The organism is Pseudomonas sp. TE12508, from assembly GCF_056279485.1.
In genome coordinates, this window is sequence record NZ_JBWCCN010000010.1 from 201,222 (window position 1) to 222,620 (window position 21,399).

The 21,399-nt window shown below is 59.7% G+C and carries 13 protein-coding genes and 2 pseudogenes; 13 read left to right on the plus strand and 2 right to left on the minus strand.

The window, feature by feature from the left end; genetic code table 11:
- Position 1: 1 nt before the first annotated feature.
- The 3 genes from ACZ9IM_RS15985 to ACZ9IM_RS15995 all read left to right on the plus strand — a co-directional run bounded on the left by ACZ9IM_RS15985 (position 2) and on the right by ACZ9IM_RS15995 (position 4,718).
- Entirely contained in the window at positions 2-2,404 is a 2,403-nt protein-coding gene (locus tag ACZ9IM_RS15985; RefSeq protein WP_427626165.1) for an aldehyde dehydrogenase family protein, read from the plus strand.
- A 62-nt stretch (positions 2,405-2,466) separates the two neighbouring features.
- Positions 2,467-3,759 (plus strand): phenylacetate--CoA ligase family protein, encoded by a 1,293-nt coding sequence (locus ACZ9IM_RS15990; RefSeq protein WP_476224436.1) that lies wholly within the window; start codon positions 2,467-2,469, stop codon positions 3,757-3,759.
- Complete coding sequence (locus ACZ9IM_RS15995; RefSeq protein WP_476224438.1) at positions 3,756-4,718, plus strand: GNAT family N-acetyltransferase; 963 nt, start codon at positions 3,756-3,758, stop codon at positions 4,716-4,718. Before ACZ9IM_RS15990 ends, ACZ9IM_RS15995 begins: the two co-directional genes overlap by 4 nt.
- Here the strand turns inward: ACZ9IM_RS15995 and ACZ9IM_RS16000 are convergent.
- Positions 4,707-5,447: pseudogene (locus tag ACZ9IM_RS16000) on the minus strand (LysR substrate-binding domain-containing protein); the annotation flags it as partial. The gene ACZ9IM_RS15995 and the pseudogene ACZ9IM_RS16000 sit on opposite strands and share 12 nt — an antisense overlap.
- On the opposite strand from ACZ9IM_RS16000, the pseudogene ACZ9IM_RS16005 reads away from it, so the two are divergent.
- A pseudogene (locus ACZ9IM_RS16005) lies at positions 5,442-6,110 on the plus strand (aldo/keto reductase); the annotation flags it as partial. The pseudogenes ACZ9IM_RS16000 and ACZ9IM_RS16005 sit on opposite strands and share 6 nt — an antisense overlap.
- Positions 6,111-6,159: 49 nt before the next feature.
- On the opposite strand, the gene ACZ9IM_RS16010 reads toward ACZ9IM_RS16005, so the two are convergent.
- Entirely contained in the window at positions 6,160-6,690 is a 531-nt protein-coding gene (locus tag ACZ9IM_RS16010) for a hypothetical protein (RefSeq protein WP_008069187.1), read from the minus strand.
- A gap of 433 nt (positions 6,691-7,123) precedes the next feature.
- Between ACZ9IM_RS16010 and ACZ9IM_RS16015 the strand changes: the two genes are divergently transcribed.
- The 9 genes from ACZ9IM_RS16015 (at position 7,124) to ACZ9IM_RS16055 (ending at position 21,395) form a co-directional block, all read left to right on the plus strand.
- Positions 7,124-9,118, plus strand: coding sequence for a methyl-accepting chemotaxis protein (locus ACZ9IM_RS16015; protein ID WP_476224439.1), 1,995 nt, complete (start codon positions 7,124-7,126; stop codon positions 9,116-9,118).
- A 301-nt stretch (positions 9,119-9,419) separates the two neighbouring features.
- Entirely contained in the window at positions 9,420-9,866 is a 447-nt protein-coding gene (locus tag ACZ9IM_RS16020) for a DUF411 domain-containing protein (RefSeq protein ID WP_008069185.1), read from the plus strand.
- Positions 9,866-10,300 carry a YqaA family protein gene (locus ACZ9IM_RS16025; protein WP_008069184.1) on the plus strand — a complete coding sequence of 145 codons (435 nt, stop codon included), beginning with the start codon at positions 9,866-9,868 and terminating at the stop codon, positions 10,298-10,300. The genes ACZ9IM_RS16020 and ACZ9IM_RS16025 overlap by 1 nt, the downstream gene beginning before the upstream one ends.
- Before the next feature lie 212 nt (positions 10,301-10,512).
- On the plus strand, positions 10,513-11,562 hold the full coding sequence (locus ACZ9IM_RS16030; protein WP_476224440.1) for an alpha/beta fold hydrolase: 1,050 nt from the start codon (positions 10,513-10,515) through the stop codon (positions 11,560-11,562).
- A gap of 13 nt (positions 11,563-11,575) precedes the next feature.
- A complete protein-coding gene (locus ACZ9IM_RS16035; RefSeq protein WP_427626172.1) occupies positions 11,576-12,529 on the plus strand; it encodes a D-2-hydroxyacid dehydrogenase family protein in 954 nt (317 codons plus the stop codon).
- A 599-nt stretch (positions 12,530-13,128) separates the two neighbouring features.
- On the plus strand, positions 13,129-14,715 hold the full coding sequence (glgA, locus tag ACZ9IM_RS16040; protein ID WP_476224441.1) for a glycogen synthase GlgA: 1,587 nt from the start codon (positions 13,129-13,131) through the stop codon (positions 14,713-14,715).
- Between the two features lie 13 nt (positions 14,716-14,728).
- Positions 14,729-16,525, plus strand: coding sequence for a malto-oligosyltrehalose trehalohydrolase (treZ, locus tag ACZ9IM_RS16045; RefSeq protein ID WP_476224442.1), 1,797 nt, complete (start codon positions 14,729-14,731; stop codon positions 16,523-16,525).
- Positions 16,522-18,600 (plus strand): 4-alpha-glucanotransferase, encoded by a 2,079-nt coding sequence (gene malQ, locus ACZ9IM_RS16050; RefSeq protein ID WP_476224443.1) that lies wholly within the window; start codon positions 16,522-16,524, stop codon positions 18,598-18,600. Before treZ ends, malQ begins: the two co-directional genes overlap by 4 nt.
- The gene (locus ACZ9IM_RS16055; protein ID WP_476224444.1) at positions 18,597-21,395 is read left to right on the plus strand and encodes a malto-oligosyltrehalose synthase; all 2,799 of its coding nucleotides are present in this window, start codon (positions 18,597-18,599) and stop codon (positions 21,393-21,395) included. Before malQ ends, ACZ9IM_RS16055 begins: the two co-directional genes overlap by 4 nt.
- The last annotated feature ends 4 nt before the right edge of the window (positions 21,396-21,399 follow it).

Below are 21,399 nucleotides of genomic sequence, written 5' to 3' on the forward strand. Positions count from 1 at the left end.
TATGTACCTGATCAATGGCCAGTTGCGTGATGACATCACCCCGGAAAGTGCCCTCGAACTCCTTAAAAAACCATTGCCCCGGTTGCTTTCTTCACCGATCGATAGTGAGACCGTTATCGAGTCTGCTGTCCGCTTCGCCACGAAGTTGCAATCTCGTAGCCAGGATCTGCCCCTTGACGATGAGCAATATCAGGGGCTGATCGATTTCTGCCAGCGCAGCAACCTGAACACAAAACTTGAGCGAGAGCTGGGCCTGCAACCGCGTTCGCTGCGACGTATCGACTATCGACAGCCATGTTTCGAAAGCTGGCATCCATTAGGACTGGTGGTGCATATCACCCCAGGCAATGCGCCGTTACTGGCGTTCTGCGCAATACTCGAAAGCCTGCTGGCCGGCAATATCAACTGGTTGCGCCCCAGTGCCAGCGATCAGGGGTTGACCGCACAGTTGCTGGCCGCCCTTGTGCAATGCGACAGCAGCGGCAGGCTGGCCGAATTCGTAGCAGTACTGCCGGTTGACACCTCACGGATAGCTCAACTTTGCGCCACGGCAGACGGAGTATCGGCCTGGGGTGGTGTAGCAGCGCTCAAGGCGATTCGTCAGCAGATTCCTGCGGGATGCCGCTGGATCGATTGGGGGCACAAGATCAGCTTCGCCTATCTGTCACCTGAAGCGGCAGAGCCCGCCGCGCTCGATGCCTTGGCAGATGAAGTCTGTCGGCTGGATCAACAAGCGTGCTCCAGCCCTCAATGGGTGTTGGTGGACAGCAACGATCCGGCGGTCCTGCACGACCTCGGAGAGCGTCTGGCCGAAGCCTTCAAACGTCGCGCCCCACAGTGGCCGGCGCTAATGCCGACAGATCAGGAAGCTTCGGAAATCACCACACGCACTGCCATGGCGCAGCTTGATCAGTGCTTTACCCATCAGACCGGCCAGGTGTGGACCGGCTCCGGGTGGCGTGTCATCTGGGAGCATCATCAGACGCTCGCGCCATCGCCTCTGTTTCGTACAGTACTGCTCAAGCCAGTCCCACAGCACTTGCTTGCCGAATCACTGTTGCCCTGGCGAAACGTCCTGCAAAGCTGCGCACTGATAGCCTCCCCGGCAGGGACACCCGAGCTTGTTCGTACACTGGTCAACGCCGGCGTCACTCGCATTGCTCCTTGCGAGACGATTCATGATGGCTACGCTGGCGAGCCTCACGATGGTGTTTATGCGCTGTCGCGTCTGAGTCGCCGCCTCTCAGTGAGCCTGGCCGCTGATGTCTCGATTGGCCGCTCAACGCTCGACCCGGTGCCGCCTGCCCCTGACACAGCCCGTGGCCCGATCATGGACAAAGACACCTTCACGACCCAGCCGATCAGCCCCACGGCACAGCTGTATTTTCGCTCCGGCGGTAGCAGCGGCACTCCGGCACTGGCAGGTTTCAGCTACCGAGACTTCCAACGACAAATGCGCGCCGCGGCTGATGGCATGTTCGCTGTCGGGCTCGATCCGTCACAGGACCGGGTGATGAACCTGTTCTATGGCGGGAACCTGTACGGTGGTTTTTTCAGCTTTTCGAGCATTCTTGAACAGATGGGCGTTGCACATTTGCCTATGGGGGCTCCCCAGGACGACGACTTCAGCGAAATCGCCCGACTGATCGTGGAGCAACGAGTCACCGTGCTGATTGGCATGCCCAGTACGCTGCATCGCCTGTTTTTCAAGGAGCAGGCCCGACTTCGCGACTATGCCGGTATTGGCAAAGTACTCCTTGGCGGCGAGCATCCGGGCGAGGCCAGTCGAAGCTTGATGGAAAGTTGCGCAGTGTCGACGATTCGTTCTGCTCTCTACGGATCCGTCGATGCAGGCCCACTGGGTCATGCCTGCCGGGCTACCGCAGACGGCGTGTTTCACTTGATGTGCGAAACCCAGTATCTGGAGATCGTTCAGTTCGAACAGGATGTGCCGGTGCAAGCCAATGAGATCGGCCGTCTGCTATTTACCTCCCGCGCCCGGCAAGGTCAGCGCGTTCACCGATATGACATCGGCGATACCGGCCGCTGGCTCCCCGGAGCCTGCCCTTGTGGACTGGAAACGCCGCGATTCGAACTGCTGCAGCGGCACGGCAAACTGGTGCGAATTGGCACGGAGTTCATCTCACCTTCGGCGCTGGAACACAGCGTAGGAGTCCCCATTCAAGTTGTTCTGGATTACACCGCCAGTGGCGTCGAACGAATGCAAGTTCGAACGGATGCCGATATCACTTGGGTACGAGAAAAATTGCTGACCCATGAAGCATTGGCAAATGCCATAGCCGCTGCCCTGTTAGTTGTTGAAGTAATCGCATGTGCTGAACATGAATTCATACAAAACAAGCACAGCGGAAAAGTCCCACTGATTGTCGATCGAAGAATATAAAAACAGAACGTTTCAACGGCCGTGCTTTTCAAACCAAAATGCCTGATTAGAAAGAGAATCCAGTGAAATCAATTCATTCGCTCGAACAACTCGTGTCTTTTGTACGACAACACTCAAACTACTACAGCGCGCATCTGAAACATTTACCCACCACAGGTATTACTTTAAAAGATTTACCGTTAACCAATGTGACCAACTATTGGACCGGCAGCAATGACTTGAATCATTGGTCGGTCTTGACGGGAAATGTTGATGATGCGTTGGTGTTTAAAACCGGAGGTTCGACCAGCCAGGGAAAACTTGCGGTTTACTCCTACGAGGAATGGCAAACACTGGTCAGTACATTCGGAAACAGTCTCTCTTCTCAATTGAACAATGGCGACCGCGTCGCCAATCTGTTCTTTTCAGGGGATCTCTACGCCAGTTTTCTGTTTGTCCACGATTCCCTGGCCCATGTCGGACGATCCATCTGTGAGTTTCCGTTTACCGGAGACATCGAACCGGACGTACTGGCGGATGCGATCGCACGACATCGAATCAATGTTCTGGCCGGGGTGCCCGCACAGTTGCTTCGATTCGCGGCCTACCTGACGCAGCATCGGCGTGTGCTGTGCGGGGTCGAGACGCTGCTGTATGGCGGCGAAAGCCTGTTTGCCCCGCAGCTGGCAATCCTCGGTGAAGTATTCCCCAACGCCCGTATTGCCTCTATCGGCTACGCCAGCGTAGACGCCGGGCTCATAGGGGCCAGCACTCGCGACTGCGCATTGGGCGAGCATCGGGTATTCGAACAGCAAACCTTGCTGCAAATCATCGATGAACACACCGGTGAAGTGATTGAAGAATGCGATCGTATCGGAATGCTAGTGCAGACCAATCTGACACGCCGGCTCATGCCGCTGCTGCGGTACCCGGTGGGCGACCGTGCATGTTGGCGTGAGCCGACCGCAACCCCGAGGCGTAAATTCGCCCTAAAGGGGCGTAGCGCCCACAGTCAGCGGGTACGAGTCGGCGTGCTGTCGCTGTTTACCGAAGAAATACACGAGATCATTCAGCGCATAGCGCACAGCGAGCAATGGCAATTGCTGATCGAACAGACCGGCTCCAAGGATCTGTTGAGCGTGAAGTGGGTGCCCGAACCTCAGTCACAAACCGTCGAGCCGGTACTGCGCGCATTGCGTGAAGCTTTGCTTGCCCACTACCCTGCCATCGACGACCTGAGCCGCGAGGGTCTGCTGGAGTTTCGAGTACTTTCCTGCGCAGCCACAGACCTGCAGCTTCACCCTCGCTCGGGCAAACAATTGCGAGTGCGGGATTTGCGAGTGTATGACGTTTGCTCGCAGGAGCCCGCGCAATGACCCGGTTGATACTTCGCCCCTACCGTCCTTCCGACGCAGATGCCCTGAGCCGGTTGTTTCGAGAGGTCTACGGCGATCTTTACGCTCAGCCGGATGTTTACCTGCCGGACATGATCAGTCAGCACAACACCGAAGGCCGTTGGCAATCCATGCTGGCCGTGGATGACGCTCGCGTACTCGGGCATGCCGCGTTGTGCCACGACACGGCTTCGAATACCGCGGAACTGGCCCTCAGCGTGGTGCATCCCGTCGCCCAGGGACAGCATATCGCGACGCGCCTGAGCCGAGAGTTATTGATGTTGTCGGGTTCTCTGGGGATCCGGAGCGTATCGATCAAGCAAGTGACCCACCATCCCTACACTCAACGCATGGCAGAGAATATCGGTTTTCACAGCACTGGACTGCTTCCCGATTACGTCCCTTCGCCATTCGGTGAATCGCTCCCGGAAACCATCGTGATGGGCAGTCACATGATCGAAGGACACACGCGCCCGCTCCCCGATATCCCCTGGCCTGAAAGCTGCCGAGCATTCATGCAGCACCTGTGCTCGGTGTTCGGAACCTGCCAGGACAAGGCGTCACGACCCGCGATGCCGTTGCAAATCAAACAACATCAGCATCGGTTCGACATTGTCATTCAGCGTTTGAACAGACGTTTGCTTGAGCAGATCAGCCAATTACCCCTGCACTGGCTGATCTCGGCACGGCTGGAACTGTCCCGGCACTTTGCCCGGGACATGCTGAGTTTTTCGGCTCTGGGCTTCGCCTTCACCGGCTTGATGCCCACGCCAGATGATAATGGCTGGTTCGCCCTGTTTCATCGAGGCGTCCAGTCTCGCCCCCTCAACCTGCACTGCGCGCACATGCAACGATTGCATGACGACTTACAGCAAAACGCAAATGCCACGAGACCCCACCGGTACGTCAACGCCCGTATCGGTTCCCGCTCAGCCGCTTGAGTGTTTTCTATAAAAGTCACCGCTCGGCTGCGCGCAAAGCTCCACCAGCCAATCGACAAACACCCTCACCCGTCGAGACAACTGGCGGTGCGGTGGATAGAGCGCCGTCAACGGAAACGCCGGTGGCGGCACTGCCTTTAGCACTTCACACAAACGGCCTTCGTCCAGTTGTCGGGCGACGTGATAATACGGGGTCTGGACCAGACCATAGCCCGCTTCGCAAGCGGCGAGATATCCATCGGCGCTGTTGACCGAAACCTGTTTGGGCAGATCGATCGGCTGCACCTGACCATCAACCACAAACTCCAGCCCGTAACGCTTGCTGGTGCTGCTGGAGAAATACTCCACCATCTGGTGGCCGTCGAGATCGGCCAGACACTGAGGCGTTCCGTGACGTTGCAAATATTGCGGGCTCGCGCAGGTGACCTGGTCCATCATGACCAGCGGCCTTGCCACCAGAGAATCGTCCTGGGCCGAGCCACCCCGCAACACGCAATCGACACCTTCGCGGATCAGATCCACTGGCCGGTCATTCAACCCGATTTCCAGTTCGATCAAGGGATACCGGGCAGTGAATTGCGGCAATGCCGGAATCACGATCAAACGTCCCACTCCCGCAGGCATATCCACTCGCAGCAGACCTTTGGGGTTTTGGCGAGCAGCGGAAAACACCGCTTCGGTTTCCTCCAGATCCGCCAGCAGCCGCACGCAACGCGGGTAATAGGCGGCCTCAAACGTCTTGGTGTGGAGACCCTGGATTTGTATTACCAGCACCGCATCGATCCGCAGGTGGCCATCGAGGAAACCGTCGGCGCCATGGCAGAACTGGTGAAGGCCGGCAAGGTGCGTTACCTGGGATTGAGTGAAGCATCGGCCGCCACGCTGGAGCGAGCGAACAAGGTTCACCCGATCAGCGCACTGCAAAGTGAATACTCGCTATGGAGCCGCGACCAAGAGGAGAACGGCTGCCTGGCAGCTTGCCAGCGTCTGGGTGTTGCTTTTGTGCCTTACAGTCCGTTGGGCCGGGGCTTTTTGACCGGTGCTCTAAGAAGTCCGGATGATTTCGCAGCCGACGACTACCGTCGCTTCAGTCCACGCTTTCAAGGGGAAAACTTCGCTAAAAACCTGTTGCTGGTGCAGCAAGTGCAGACCCTGGCCACTGACAAAGGTGTGACGGCGGGACAACTGGCGTTGGCGTGGGTCTTGGCCCAAGGGGATTACCTGATCCCGATTCCAGGCACCAAACAGCGTAAATACCTGGAAGAAAATGTGGCCGCGCTGGACGTGAAGCTGAGCCGCGAAGAGTTGCAGGCCCTGGAAGCGATATTCCCGGCCAATGCCACGGCAGGGCTGCGTTATCCGGAAGAAGTCATGAAGTTGCTTGACCGATAACAGGTGCCCGGCCCGTTCGATGGTTAGAGCGGGCCAGCGCTGCCAAACATCACGCCTTGGCGTTAACGCCCTTGTCATTAGGAACCGTCGTACCGTTGCCCTTGCCGTAAGCTTGCAAGTTCTGCAGTACGTAGATCGCCGTCTTGTATTCAGGGATCAGGCCAACGGCGTACTTGTCACCCTTGATACTGTTGTTCTGAATGGTGTCCAGTTGCGTGGCGAAATACTCCAGCGCATTGAACTTCGCATCCGGGTCTTTCTGTACGCCAAAACGATCAAACTTGTCACCGGCATTAAGCAAGGTCATCGAAGTAATATCGGAAATCAGGCCTTTGCCTCTCAAGAAGGCACTGAGATTGCCCAGTTGCTTGGCGGATACATTTTCCGGATCGAAGCCCTTGATGTTCCTGTGCAGTTTCTGTTCATCCATTTTCGCCGTATTCAGCGCATTGGGATTGCTTCCCACCAATGCCAGCATCTGCTTGACCCTGGCGCTGTGGGTAACAGGCTTGCCGCTGCCGGTATCCTTGACCAGTAAACCTGCCTTGCTCGTCCATGCGCCTGTATAGCCGATTGTCATGACCGGGCTCCCGACTGCGTGACGGGATGCCGATCATCCAAAACACACAGACGTCCTTGTGAGGCGACCATAAAAGTTCCTTGTTTATCCGAGTTAAGTGCGGGCGAGTATCGATGCACGCTTCAGCGTCACCAACAAATATTTCCGCTTTTTACAATTCTTGTACATTTACGACACATACCAAAAAGCCCCTTGTTTCATTGGCCAATACGAACTTTTCGATATTGGCGCAGATAACTAATCAAGCCCTTATGCACGTCTTGGTTAGTTTGTTTGTATCGATATGGACACGTCCCTTCCCGCCGTTCGTCACCCCAGGCAAATCTTGCACGATCGTACCTAAAGCTCGACATTCGTGAGCCGATACCCTTTCGATGCCCCGATTTTCAAACCCACACCCCCATAATAAAAACGCTGCGCAAGGACCGGTCCCATGCCCGCATTTCGTACCATTCAGGCTCGCTACACGCTGTTTCTGGTCCTGTTCATCCTGCTTTTATCCGTCCTGACCGTGGTTGGCATCAGTCAGCTGGTCGCGCCAAAACTGCGTCATACCGAAGAACAGGTAGCCCTCAATCGCATCGCCGAAGTGGCCGAGCAGATCCAGGGTGAACTGAACAAGGTGCAAGCCCAGCAGCGCAGCATCACTCAAACCATTCCCCTGCTCGACAGCGCCGCCATCGACACGGTCCTGCCGGGCCTGGTTGATCAGTACGGTGAACTGAAAGTCTTCGGTGGCGGGATCTGGCCATTGCCCGGTCAGCGCGAAGCCGGGCGCAATAAGTTCAGCACCTTCTGGCACCGCGATGCCTCGGGAAAACTGGCGGTCAATACGTTCTGGAACAGCGACGCCGCGCCCAACTATTACGACCAGACCTGGTACAAGGGCGGTATGCAGACTCCGCGCGGCCAATGTGCCTGGGCCGCCGCCTATAAAGATGACGCCAGCGCCGAACCGCGCACCAACTGCGCCATGGCCATTCAGAAAAATGGCGCGGCGTACGGTGTCTCGACCATTGACGTGACACTAGGCTTCTTCAATGACTTGGTGGCGCGCAAGGAAAAAGACCTGGGTGCCGAGATGCTGATCGTCGAGGCCGATGGCAAGATCATCAGCAACAGCTCGCGAATCAGCGGGCCGATCGTATTGAAAAACATCGCTGAACTGGCCGGCCAGTCGCCGTTTGCCGCTCAGGTCAAGGCCGGGCTGGCACAGCGGGACCAATCGCTGCAACGGGTCGAGTTCGATAACAACGGCGAAACCAGCACCTTCTTCATGCGCCCGATCGAAGGTACGCCGTGGTTCCTCGCCACCGCCCTGCCGACCACACTGATCACGGCCCAGCGTGACGATGTGCTCAACACGTTGAGCCTGTTGCAGATTCCGATGGTGATTCTGCTGGTGTTGCTGCAGGTCTATGCCATCCGCCAACTGATCCAGCGCATGAAAGCCCTGAAAGCCAATATCGACGCCTTGTCCACGGGTGATGCCGACCTGACCAAGCGCATCACCATCCGCGCCGAAGACGAACTCGGCGCCATCGGTCATTCGGTCAACACCTTTATCGCCTACTTGCAGAATATGATCGGCGAAGTTACTCAGGCGACGGGCGCAATGGCGTCGAGCCTGGAGAATCTGCAACGGACTTCCGCTCACACCAGCCAGATTCTGGTGCGTCATGCTTCGGAAACCGATCAGACCGTCACCGCCATTACCGAGATGAGTTCGACCGCCGACAGCGTCGCGCAGAACGCCGCCGAAACCGCCGCTTTCACGCAACGCGCCAACGAGCACGCGGATCGCTCCCGCGTGGTGGTCGGCGAAGCGTCGAGCAGTGTGGTGGCGTTGATCGATGAAGTAGCAAGTGCCACCCATAAAGTCGAAAACATGCAACAGGACGCCCAACGCATCACCGAAATTCTCGGGGTGATTGGCGCCATCGCCGGGCAAACCAATTTGCTGGCACTGAACGCCGCGATCGAAGCAGCCCGGGCCGGTGAGCAAGGCCGCGGGTTCGCGGTGGTCGCCGACGAAGTCCGCGCCCTCGCCGCCCGCACCCAGGCCAGCACTTCGGAAATCAACGAAATGCTAACCCGCCTGACCCAAGGCGTGAGTTCGTCGGTCAGCGCCATGGAAAACACCCAGGTCAGCTGTCAGTCGGCTGCCGACGCCACGGCCCGGGTCAACTCCGGCCTGGATGAAATGGCCGGCTCCGTCAGCCACATCAACAGTCTGAGTACCCAGATCGCCACCGCCGCCGAGCAGCAAAGCGCCGTGACCGAAGAGATCAATCGCAGCATGGTGCAGATCCGCCATATGGTCGATGAGCTGGTGAAAAGCGGCCAGGCCAGTGAGCTCAACACTCAGCAACTGCTGGAAGCCAATAACCGGGTGAGCACGATCATGGGGCGTTTCAAGGTTCGTTGATCGCAAAAGCAAGGCATGCCCTTCGGTGAGGGGCTTGCCCTGATGCCAGCCAGAGAAACATCGTACCTGTGGCGAGGGAGCTTGCTCCCGCTGGGGCGCAGCGGCCCCGAATCTGCCAACGTGGGGATCCGGATCGAATACGAGCGTCTGGTTTTGCGACTGCTTCGCAGCCAAGCGCAAGCAAGCTCCCTCGCCACAATGCGTTACTCATGCTGTATTACTTCGAAACAATCCGCCTCCTCTTCGCGAGAGAAAATGGTCAAAATGCATCTTTTTGGCCACAACCCGAGACGAGATCCCCATGCGAACCCACCTGCGTCTGGCCGCCCTGAGCGCCCTTTTCATCTCTTCCCTGGCCCAGGCTGCTGAGCTGATTCCCATCGAAGTTCATCGCGATGCCAACTGCGGTTGCTGCAAAAAATGGGTCAGCCATCTGGAAGCCAACGGTTTTAAGGTCGCAGACCATGTTGAAGCCGACATGAGCCAATTCAAGCAACAACACGGTGTGCCACCTCGGCTCGCGTCGTGTCACACCGGCCTTATCAACGGCAAATTCGTCGAAGGCCACGTGCCGGCCGATCAAGTACTGGCCTTGAGCAAGCGTGACGATTTGTTGGGGGTTGCCGCACCCGGCATGCCCATGGGCTCGCCCGGCATGGAAATGGACGGCATGAGTGATGCCTATCAAGTGATCGGTTTGAAAAAGGACGGCACTGACGTGGTGGTGGCGGACTACCCCGCCCATTGATGTTCGGCGCCTACATCGGGCTGTTTCTCGCGGCGTTCGGTGCCGCGACGCTGCTGCCACTGCAATCCGAAGCAGTGCTGGTGGGGTTGTTGCTCAGCAATCAGGATTGGCTCTGGTCGTTGTTGGCAGTCGCTACGCTGGGCAATGTGCTGGGCTCGTTACTGAACTGGTGGCTGGGGCGCGGCATCGAGCGGTTTCGCGAGCGGCGCTGGTTTCCGGTCAGCCCTCGCCATCTCGAGCAAGCCCAAAAGCACTACCAGCGTTATGGCCATTGGTCGTTGCTACTCAGTTGGGTGCCCATCATCGGCGATCCACTGACGCTGGTGGCTGGCGTCATGCGCGAACCGCTGGGGCGTTTCCTGGTGATCGTGACACTCGCCAAGGGCGCCCGCTATGGTGTGTTGGCCGTGGCTACGCTGGGATGGATGGGTTGAATGATCAGGGCCATGGCGGCGCGGAACCTGTGGGAGCGGGCTTGCTCGCGAAGAGGGAGTGTCAGTCGACATTAATGTTGTCTGGCACACCACCTTCGCGAGCAAGCCCGCTCCCACATGGATTTCGCTCGGCATTGCGGCCATGACCTATGTTTAATGTCACCCTAATCATGCCGGTCCAGCATCGGCGGATTTCCTGTGGAGCTTTACCCATGTCGCCCATCCTCTCCCGCTGGTTACCCGGCCTGCTGCTGACAGCGGCTCTGCCCGTTCTCGCTCACGCCCAGAACCAGAACCAGAACCAGGCCGAAACGCCGGAATACGGCCCGCAACTTCAGGGCTTCGATTACCCCTACACGATCAAGTACTTCGACTTTGAGTCCCAAGGCAAACCCCTGCAGATGGGTTACATGGACGTTGCCGCCCAAGGCAAGGTCAATGGACGCAGCGTGGTGCTGATGCACGGCAAAAACTTCTGCGGCGCGACCTGGGACAGCTCGATCAAGGCGCTGAGCGAGGCCGGTTACCGGGTCATCGCGCCGGACCAGATCGGTTTTTGCACCTCCAGCAAACCGGACCACTATCAATACAGTTTCCAGCAACTGGCAGCCAACACCCAGCAACTGCTCAAAACCCTGGGCATCCAGAAGGCCACCCTGCTCGGCCACTCCACCGGCGGCATGCTCGCGACCCGCTATGCGTTGCAATACCCCGATCAAGTCGAACAGTTGGCCCTGGTCAATCCAATCGGCCTGGAGGACTGGAAAGCCCTTGGCGTGCCCTATCTCACGGTTGATCAATGGTATGAGCGCGAGCTGAAAGTCACGGCGCAGGGTATCCACGACTACCAACGCAACACCTATTACGACGGCCGCTGGAAGCCGGAGTTTGATCGTTGGGTGAACATGTACGCGGGCCTGGCCAAAGGGCCAGGAAAAACAGCGGTGGCTTGGAACTCGGCGCTGATTTACGACATGATCTTCACCCAACCGGTGTACTACGAGTTCAAGGACCTGAAAGTGCCGACCCTGCTGCTGATTGGCACCCGCGACACCACGGCCATCAACAAGAACATCGCACCGCCCGAGGTCAAGGCGAAAATCGGTCATTACGACGTACTCGGCAAGCAAGTGGCGAAACTGATTCCCCGGTCGACACTGATTGAATTCCCGGGCCTTGGCCACGCGCCGCAGATGGAGGAACCGGCCAAATTCCATCAGGCTTTACTCGACTGGCTAAACAAAACAAATCCCGTTCGTTGATGAGGTAAGGCTGATGGCGGTGCAGATTGCGGTGATCGATGATTGGCAGGACGTGGCTCGCGATGTGGTGGACTGGTCGGTGCTGGACAGCATCGGCCAGGTGAGTTTTATCCATGACTACCCGGCCGACAACGAAACCCTGGCCGAACGGCTCGGCGCATTCGAGGTGATCTGCGTGATGCGCGAGCGCACCCGGTTCGATGAAGACCTGCTGCGCCGCTTGCCCACACTCAAGCTGCTGGTCACCGGCGGCATGCGCAACGCCGCCCTGGACCTGAAAGCCGCCGCCGCGCTGGGCATTCAGGTGTGCGGCACCGACAGCTACAAACACGCCGCCCCCGAACTGACCTGGGCGCTGATCATGGCCGCCACCCGCAACCTGGTGGCCGAAGCCAACGCCTTGCGCGCCGGTCAATGGCAACAAGGATTGGGCGGCGACCTGCAGGGCAAGACCTTGGCGATTCTCGGTCTGGGCAGCATTGGTCAACGGGTAGCCCGGTTCGGGCAGGTGTTCGGCATGCGGGTGATTGCCTGGAGCGAAAACCTGACCGCCGAACGGGCTGCCGAGGTCGACGTCACCTATGTCAGCAAACAGGAACTGTTCGAGCAGGCCGATGTGCTGTCGGTCCATCTGGTGCTCAGCGAGCGCAGCCGAGGGTTGGTTGACACTCAGGCACTGGACTGGATGAAACCCACGGCATGGTTGGTCAACACTGCCCGCGGGCCCATTGTCGATGAGTCGGCATTGATCAAGGCTCTTCAAAAAAAACGCTTGGCGGGCGCGGCGCTGGATGTGTTCGAGCACGAACCGTTACCCCGCCATCATCCTTTCAGAACGCTGGACAATGTGCTGGCCACGCCGCATATCGGGTATGTCAGCCGGCAGAACTACCAACTGTTCTTTTCGCAAATGATCGAGGACATTCAAGCTTGGGCGGCGGGAGCGCCGATCCGGCTGCTGGGCTGAAACCGAGTTATCGTTCATCGCGAGCAGGCTCGCTCCCACATTGGATCTTGGGTGTACACAGAATGTGTGACGAAGCAGATCCAAATGTGGGAGCGAGCCTGCTCGCGATGAGGCCCTCAAACCCACCACCTCCCCCTAAATTTCACGCACCACAACGGTGCAAACACCTACCCCTCCGTGCCCATCGCCAGAACTTCCTGGTCCCGATTTGACCCGCACCAGAAAATAAACCTGCCCTTCGTCGGTGCGCCTCCCCGCAAAGCGCTATGCCTGTACCCTCTTTTGACCGATTGTCGAACAATTTCACCCGTTGGCCGCCCCCGCTCTAAGTTCTGGCCTAGACTGATTTTCGCGGAGTAAAACCGGCTGGTCATTCGGTGAAAAAAATAGAAACTTTTGGTGCTGGCCTCGTGTCAGGTTAAAGGTAGGGCCACAGCGACTGGTGCATTCCTTGCAACAGCCACTTCACCCATTCTGCTTCAGCGCATGGGCAGCACTTGCTCACCGATGCGTAGCGCGTTTGCGCCCGGCCACAGGATTTGGCCACGAACACCGTTTGTGCCAGGCCTAGAATTAGATCAACAACACGGGAGATTCATATGATCAGTGCGGCTTTAGATATCCAGGGAGAACGTGCTCATCAGCAGGTCGGGGAAACGAGCACCGTCGGTGTCCTCAATGCCAAATCGGTCAAAGCGCCGGTCCCCAAGACACTGGCACCGGTAGTCAGTCAGAATCCCAACAAGAAGAGAGTCCTGTTCGTCACCTCGGAGATTGCCGACCTGGTAAAGACCGGAGGTCTTGGCGACGTTTCCGCCGCACTGCCCCGGGCGATGGCGCATCTGCACGATGTGCGTGTGCTGATCCCCGGTTATCCGCAAGTGATGAACAGCGAAAACCCGATTCATATCATCGGTGAACTGGGCGGGCACGCAGCGTTGCCGCCCTGCAAGATCGGGCGCATGGACATGCCCGATGGCCTGGTCATTTACGTGTTGATCTGCCCTGAATTGTACGAGCGCGAAGGTTCACCTTACGGCGCCAACAACGGCCGCGACTGGCCGGACAACCACATTCGTTTCGCCCGACTGGGCCTCGCAGCAGCCGATATCGCCGCCAACCTCGCCCAAATTCACTGGTGCCCGGACCTGGTGCACGCCCACGACTGGCCCGCGGGCCTGGCGCCGGCCTATATGCACTGGCGTGGCCAACGCACCCCGACCCTTTTCACCATTCACAACCTGGCGTACCAAGGTGTCACCAGCCTCGGTTCGTGCCCGGAACTCGGTATCCCCATGCATGCCTTGCAACAGGAAGGCATGGAGTTTTACGGCAAGATGTCGTTCCTCAAGGCCGGTATGGCCTACTCGAGCCACATCACCACCGTCAGCGCGACCTATGCCCAGGAAATCACCACGCCGGCCTTTGGCTGCGGTCTCGACGGTTTTCTCGCCGCCAAGACCCAGCAAGGCTTGCTCAGCGGGATTCCCAATGGCATCGATGAAAGCTGGGATGCAGCGACCGATCCGCACCTGTTCCACCCGTTCGGCATCGGCGACTGGGACGGCAAAGCAGTCAACGCCGCGCATGTTCGCCGGCTGTTCGACCTCGACGACTCCGAAGGTCCGCTGTTCGCCGTGGTCTCGCGGCTGGTCTACCAGAAAGGCCTGGACCTGACCGAAGCAGTGGCTGAATACATTGTCGCCAACGGCGGGCAGATCGCGATCATCGGCCGTGGCGAACCGGAAGAAGAACAAGCCATGCGTGAACTGGCGCTGCGCTTCCCCGGGCAAGTCGGCGTGCACATCGGCTTCAATGAAACCGACGCCCGCCGGATGTTCGCCGGCAGCGATTTCCTGCTGATGCCTTCGCGTTATGAACCCTGCGGCCTGAGCCAGATGTACGCCCAGCGCTTCGGCTCATTGCCGGTGGCCCGCAATACCGGCGGCCTGGCCGACACCATTGAAAACGGCGTGACCGGTTTCCTCTTCGACGAATCCACGGTGGAAAGTTATCGCGAAGCCTTGAGCCGCGCGTTCAAGGTGTTCGCCTTCCCCGGCCTGCTCAACGCGATGCGTTGCCGAGCCATGGCGGCGCCGTTCAACTGGTGCAAGGCAGTCGAACCCTACGCCGAACTCTACGAACAACTGGTGGCTAAAGCGCTGGGAAAATCGGGCAAACAGTAAGAGGCTTTCAACGATGCCGTTACGGACCCTTGAGACCTGGCCCCACGGCGCAATCATGCTGGACGCAGAACACACGCGTTTTGCCTTGTGGGCGCCAGATGCGTTTTTTGTCAGTCTCGAACTGGAAGATGGACAATCCCTGCCACTGCTGCCTCAGGCCGATGGCTGGTTTGTGATCAAGACCCGCTGCCCCGCGGGTACCCGCTACCGCTACAACATCGATGGCGAGCTTACGGTGCCGGACCCGGCGTCCCGCGCCCAGGCGGGCGATATCGACAGCCACAGCGTGGTGGTCGATCCCCTCGCCTATCGATGGCAACACAGCGCCTGGCAAGGTCGACCGTGGAATGAGGCGGTGATCTACGAATTGCACGTCGGCGCACTCGGCGGCTTCAGCGAGGTCGAACAACACCTGGCGCACCTGGTTGAGTTGGGGATTACCGCCATCGAACTGATGCCGCTGGCGCAGTTCCCCGGCGAACGTAACTGGGGCTATGACGGGGTTTTGCTTTATGCGCCTCAAGCCTCCTACGGCTCGCCCGAACAACTCAAACACCTGATCGACACGGCCCACGGCCATGGTTTGGCGGTGATTCTCGATGTGGTCTACAACCATTTCGGCCCCGACGGCAATTACCTGCATCGCTACGCAGAAGGCTTTTTCCGCGAAGACAAACACACCCCGTGGGGCGCGGCGATCGACTTCCGGCGGCGCGAGGTGCGCGACTTCTTTATCGACAACGCGCTGATGTGGTTGTTGGAGTACCGCTTCGACGGCCTGCGTCTGGACGCGGTGCATGCCATCGAAGACCCGGACTTCCTTCAGGAGCTGGCGCAACGGGTGCGGCGGCAAACCGATCCGGCGCGACACGTGTGGCTCATGGCGGAAAACGAACACAACCAGGCCAGCCTGCTGGAGCAAGGTTTCGACGCTCAGTGGAACGATGACGGCCATAACGCCCTGCACGTTCTGCTCACGGGTGAAACCGATGCCTATTACGCCGACTATGCCCGGCAGCCCACCGAACAGCTCGCCCGTTGCCTGAGCCAGGGCTTCGTGTTTCAGGGCCACATCACCCGCCACGGTACGGCGCGCGGTGAGCCGAGCGGTCACTTGCCGCCCACGGCCTTCGTGCTGTTCCTGCAGAACCACGACCAGATCGGCAATCGCGCCTTTGGCGAGCGTCTGCATCAGTTGGCCCATCCTGATGCCCTTTACGCCGCCACCGCGTTGCTGCTGTTGTCGCCGATGATCCCGCTGATGTTCATGGGCGACGAATTCGCCGCCGAGCAACCATTCCTGTTTTTCACCAGCCACCACGGTGAACTGGCGGAGTTGGTGCGCGAAGGACGACGCAATGAATTCGCGGCGTTCAGCGCCTTTGCCGATCCGCACAAACGCGAGCAGATTCCCGACCCGAACGCGACGCAGACCTTCGAAGCTTCACGGCCGAAACTGAGCGCCAGCCGCCAATCGCCGGTTTATGAGCTGTATCGCCAACTGCTGAAGATCCGCCATCAACACATCATCCCGCACCTGCCCGGCGCCCAGGCGCTGGGTGCGCAGGTACTGGCCGCGGGCGCGGTGTCGGCGCGCTGGCGGTTGGGCGATGGCAGTCAGTTGCGCATTGACCTGAACCTCAGCGATGCGCCCGTGGTCCACACCCCACAGGCCGACGCGACATTGCTGTTCGAACACCCGCCACAATCGGCCGGTCTGTTGAATCAGGGCACACTTGCCCCGTATTGCGCGCTAGTCAGCCTCACGGCCGCAGCCCCTTTGCTACCCCCGGATGGAGAGCGCCCATGAGCAATGCGCAACTGGAAATACTGGCCAGCCGAGCAGGCCTGGCCGTCGACTGGATCGATGCCAATGGCCGTCCACAGAAAGTCACCCCGGCGGTGTTGCGCTCGGTGCTCAGCGGGCTTGGCCATCCCGCCAACACTGCCCAGGAGATCGACGCCAGCCTGCTGCAATTGCAGGAAGTGCAACAAACCCGGCACCTGCCACCGCTGTTGACCTGCGATGTGGGCGTCGGCCTGGACCTGGCCCACTACTTCGAACCGCAAACCCCGTGTGAAATCCATCTCGAAGACGGCTCACGGATCAACTTGAAGCTCGATGACAACGCTGTGTTGCCCGGGCTGGTGCCGGTGGGTTATCAGCACGTCAGCATCGATGATCAATCCTTCACCCTGGCGGTGGCACCCCAGCGCTGCTACAGCGTCGGCGACGCGGTTGATAGTAAAAACCCCCGCGCCTGGGGCCTGAGCGTGCAGCTGTACTCGCTGCGCCGTCCCGGCGATGGCGGTTTCGGCGATACCCAGGCCCTCGAAGATCTGGCCCGGGTGGCCGGGGAACGAGGCGCCGAAGCGTTGGCGATCAGCCCGCTGCATGCGATGTTCAGCGGCGACACCCAGCGTTACAGCCCTTACTCGCCCTCCAGCCGCTTGTTCCTCAATAGCCTGTACGCGGCGCCCGGTGCGATTCTCGGTGAGCGTGCCCTGCGCACCGCGATCGACGCCACCGGCCTTGCCGCTGAGCTCAAGCACCTTGAAGCACTGCCGCTGATCGACTGGCCCACCGCCGCCGAAGCCAAGCATCGCTTGCTTGAAGCCTTGTATGAAGGATTCACCCACGGCGAACACCCCTTGCACCCGGATTTCAGCAGCTTCCGCCATGCCGGTGGCGAAGCGCTGGAAAATCATTGCCGCTTCGAAGCCATCCAGGAAGCCCGTGCGAGGCGCGGTGAAAGCCTCGACTGGCGCGAGTGGCCCGAACAATGGCGTGACCCGCGCAGCACCGCCCTGGCGCATTTTGCCGAAGAAAACTCGACCCGCATCGGCTACTACGCGTTTTGCCAATGGCTGATCGCGCGCAGCCTGGAACGCGCCCAAGCCGCCGCCCGCGGTGCCGGCATGGGCATCGGCCTGATTGCCGACCTGGCGGTGGGCGCCGACGGCGGCGGCAGCCAGGCCTGGAGTCGTCAGGACGAATTGCTCACCTCGCTGACCGTGGGTGCGCCACCGGACATCCTCAACCGTTCCGGCCAGGGCTGGGGTATTTCCGCGTTCTCCCCCGAAGGCCTGGTGCGCAACGGCTTTCGCGCGTTCATCGAAATGCTGCGGGCCAACTTCGCCCATGCCGGCGGCCTGCGTATCGATCACGTCATGGGGCTGCAACGACTGTGGGTGATCCCCAACGACGCACAACCCCGCGACGGTGCCTACCTCTATTACCCGGTGGACGACCTGCTGCGCTTGCTGACCCTCGAATCCCATCGACATCAGGCCATCGTCCTCGGCGAAGACCTCGGCACCGTGCCCGAGGGGCTGCGCGAGAAACTCATCGCGCGCTCGATTCTCGGCATGCGCGTGCTGCTGTTCGAACAGGACAACACTCACTTCAAGTCGATTCTCGAATGGCCGGACAACGCCCTGGCAACCACCAGCACCCACGACCTGCCGACGCTCAATGGCTGGTGGCATGGCCGCGATATCGATTGGAGCGCGCGCTTGAATCTGGTCGACGCCCCAGGGGAAATCGAATGGCGCCAACACCGTGAACGCGAGCGCGAAGGTTTGCGCCGGGTGCTGAGCCAGGACCCGCAGAATTTCCGCGAAGAGTCCCACGAAACCGATCAGGTGCTCGACGCCGCGATCCGCTTCCTCGGCCATACCCGCGCGCCGCTGGTACTGTTGCCAATGGAAGATGCCTTGGGTATCGAACAGCAGGCCAACCTGCCCGGCACCACCGACACCCATCCCAACTGGTCCCGCAGGCTGCCCGGCGACAGCGAAGCCCTGCTCGATGATCCGGACGCCGCCCGGCGCCTGGAACTGCTCGCCTGTGCGCGACTTCAGGCGGCCGAGCGTGACCAATGAATCAACTGTTCAACCAACCGCTGCGGGCGACTCTGCGGCTGCAATTTCATAAAAGTTTCACTCTGGATCAGGCGGTGCCGCTGGTGCCGTACTTCGCCAGCCTGGGCATCAGCCACGTCTATGCCTCGCCGCTGCTCGCCGCCCGCGCAGGGTCCATGCATGGCTACGACGTGGTGGACCCGACCACGGTCAACCCTGAACTGGGTGGCGAAGCTGCATTGCGCCGTTTAGTCGCTGCATTGCGCGAACAGAACATGGGGCTGATCCTCGACATTGTCTCCAATCACATGGCCGTCGGCGGTGGCGACAACCCTTGGTGGCTCGACTTGCTCGAATGGGGGCGACTGAGCCCTTACGGCGAGTTCTTCGACATTCAATGGCACTCGCCCGACCCGTTGATGGAGGGCCAATTGCTGCTGCCTTTTTTGGGCAGCGATTACGGCATCGCCTTGCAGGACGGCACCCTTCCCTTGCGTTTCGATGCCCGGCGCGGCGCTTTTTATGTCGAGCACTACGAACATCACTTCCCGATTTGCCCCGCCAACTACGGCGAATTGCTCAAAGCCGATGATCAATTGAATGCCGAGCAGGTCGAGCAGCTCAAATCCCTGGCAGACCGCTTCAGTACCTTGAGTTACCAGACCGACGCGCACAGCCTGGCAATTGCGCTGAAAACCGAGCTGCATGAACTCGCCAGCGATCCGGCGATTCTTCACGCCATCCAGCACACGCTCGGCACGTACGACTCGCTCACCCCCGAAGGTTTCCAGCGCCTGCATAACCTGCTGGAGCGCCAGAGTTATCGCCTGGCCAGTTGGCGCACCGCGGCGGACGACATCAACTGGCGGCGCTTTTTCGACATCAATGAACTGGGCGGCCTGCGCGTCGAACGTCCGGCGGTGTTCGAGGCGACCCATGCAAAAATCTTCGAGCTGGTGGCCGAGGGTCTTGTCGACGGGCTGCGCATCGATCACATCGATGGCCTCGCCGACCCGCGTGGTTACTGCCGCAAATTGCGCCGTCGAGTCGATAGCCTGGCACCGGGCAGGCACCTGCCGATCTACGTCGAGAAGATCCTCGGCGAAGGTGAAACCTTGCACCGCGACTGGTCCGTCGATGGCAGCACCGGTTACGAATTCATGAACCAGTTGTCATTGCTGCAACACGACCCCGAAGGCGCCCAGACCCTGGGTGAACTCTGGAGCCGGCACAGCGAACGGCCCGCCGATTTTCGTCAGGAAGCGCAACTGGCGCGCCAGCAGATTCTCAACGGCTCCCTCGCCGGGGATTTCGAAAGTGTCGCCCACGCTCTGTTGCAAGTGGCCCGGGACGATCTGATGACCCGGGACCTGACCCTCGGCGCGATTCGTCGGGCCTTGCAGGAACTGATCGTGCACTTCCCGGTGTATCGCACTTACATCAGCCCGCTGGGCCGAAACTGCGCCCAGGACGAGGTGTTTTTCCAGCAGGCCATGGACGGTGCAAGGCAAACCCTCGGCGAGGCCGACTGGCCCGTGCTCGATTGCCTGTCCGGTTGGCTCGGCGGTCAACCCTGGCGCAAACACCCGGTGGGCCGCCCACGCAAACTGCTCAAGCATGCCTGCGTGCGCTTCCAGCAACTGACCTCACCGGCGGCGGCCAAGGCAGTGGAAGACACCGCGCTTTATCGCTCGGCGGTGCTGCTGTCGCGCAACGATGTCGGCTACAACACCGAGCAATTCAGCGCTCCGGTAGCTGACTTCCATGCTGCCTGCGTCAATCGCCTCGCCGAGTTCCCCGACAACCTGCTGGCCACCGCGACCCACGACCACAAACGCGGCGAAGACACCCGCGCGCGGCTGGCGGTGTTGAGCGAACGCAGCGCCTGGTATGCCGAACAGGTCGAACACTGGCGAACCCTGGCCGATGAGTTGCGCATTGAACCCGGCGCGCCTTCGGCGGGTGACGAGCTGATTCTTTATCAAGCGATCCTCGGCAGTTGGCCGCTGGAGCTGCACAGCAACGATCAAGTGGCGCTCGAGGACTACGCCAAACGCCTCTGGCAGTGGCAACAGAAAGCCCTGCGCGAAGCCAAGTTGCAAAGCAGCTGGAGTGCGCCAAACGAGGGGTATGAACAGGCGACCCATGGGTTTCTCGAACGCTTGCTGCTCAGCCCCGAAGGCCAGCCACTGCGCACGGCCATCGGTGCGGCGGCGCAGAGCATCGCCGCACCGGGTGCATTGAATGGCTTGGCGCAAACCTTGCTGCGAATGACTGTGCCGGGGGTACCGGACCTCTATCAGGGCAACGAGTTCTGGGACTTCACACTGGTCGATCCGGACAACCGTCGGCCGGTGGATTACGCCAGCCGTCAGCAGGCCATGAACCTACGGTTGGACCTGCCCGATCTGTTGGTGAACTGGCGTGACGGGCGCATCAAACAAACCCTGATCGCCCAGACGTTACACCGGCGTGCCGAGCATGCAGGGCTGTTTCAAAAAGGGACTTATCAAGCCCTTGAAGTCCTTGGCAGCCAGGCTCACCGGGTACTGGCGTTTGCTCGTGAATGGCAGGGAAAACGGGCTATCGTGGTAGTACCGATCCGCTGTGCCGAACTGCTGGAAAACAGTGCCGAACCACAGATTGATGCGCCGCTCTGGGGCGATACACGGGTCAAGTTGCCGTTCGCCGCCCCTGAAGAAAATCTGAAGGGACTTTTTACAAGCGTCATAGTCACAAAACACAGGGAACTGTTGGTCAGCACCGCGCTGGGGAATTTCCCGGTCAATCTCTTTATCCAAACGACCCAAGCTTGAGTTC

What these genes read in the sequence shown, in the direction of transcription:
- ACZ9IM_RS16025 (WP_008069184.1), top strand. Translation starts at nt 9,866, where the DNA reads ATGTTCGGCGCCTACATCGGGCTGTTTCTCGCGGCGTTCGGTGCCGCG.
- ACZ9IM_RS16055 (WP_476224444.1), top strand. Translation starts at nt 18,597, where the DNA reads ATGAATCAACTGTTCAACCAACCGCTGCGGGCGACTCTGCGGCTGCAA.
- malQ (WP_476224443.1), top strand. Translation starts at nt 16,522, where the DNA reads ATGAGCAATGCGCAACTGGAAATACTGGCCAGCCGAGCAGGCCTGGCC.
- treZ (WP_476224442.1), top strand. Translation starts at nt 14,729, where the DNA reads ATGCCGTTACGGACCCTTGAGACCTGGCCCCACGGCGCAATCATGCTG.
- ACZ9IM_RS16015 (WP_476224439.1), top strand. Translation starts at nt 7,124, where the DNA reads ATGCCCGCATTTCGTACCATTCAGGCTCGCTACACGCTGTTTCTGGTC.
- ACZ9IM_RS16020 (WP_008069185.1), top strand. Translation starts at nt 9,420, where the DNA reads ATGCGAACCCACCTGCGTCTGGCCGCCCTGAGCGCCCTTTTCATCTCT.
- glgA (WP_476224441.1), top strand. Translation starts at nt 13,129, where the DNA reads ATGATCAGTGCGGCTTTAGATATCCAGGGAGAACGTGCTCATCAGCAG.
- ACZ9IM_RS16010 (WP_008069187.1), bottom strand. Translation starts at nt 6,690, where the DNA reads ATGACAATCGGCTATACAGGCGCATGGACGAGCAAGGCAGGTTTACTG.
- ACZ9IM_RS15985 (WP_427626165.1), top strand. Translation starts at nt 2, where the DNA reads ATGTACCTGATCAATGGCCAGTTGCGTGATGACATCACCCCGGAAAGT.
- ACZ9IM_RS15995 (WP_476224438.1), top strand. Translation starts at nt 3,756, where the DNA reads ATGACCCGGTTGATACTTCGCCCCTACCGTCCTTCCGACGCAGATGCC.
- ACZ9IM_RS16035 (WP_427626172.1), top strand. Translation starts at nt 11,576, where the DNA reads ATGGCGGTGCAGATTGCGGTGATCGATGATTGGCAGGACGTGGCTCGC.
- ACZ9IM_RS16030 (WP_476224440.1), top strand. Translation starts at nt 10,513, where the DNA reads ATGTCGCCCATCCTCTCCCGCTGGTTACCCGGCCTGCTGCTGACAGCG.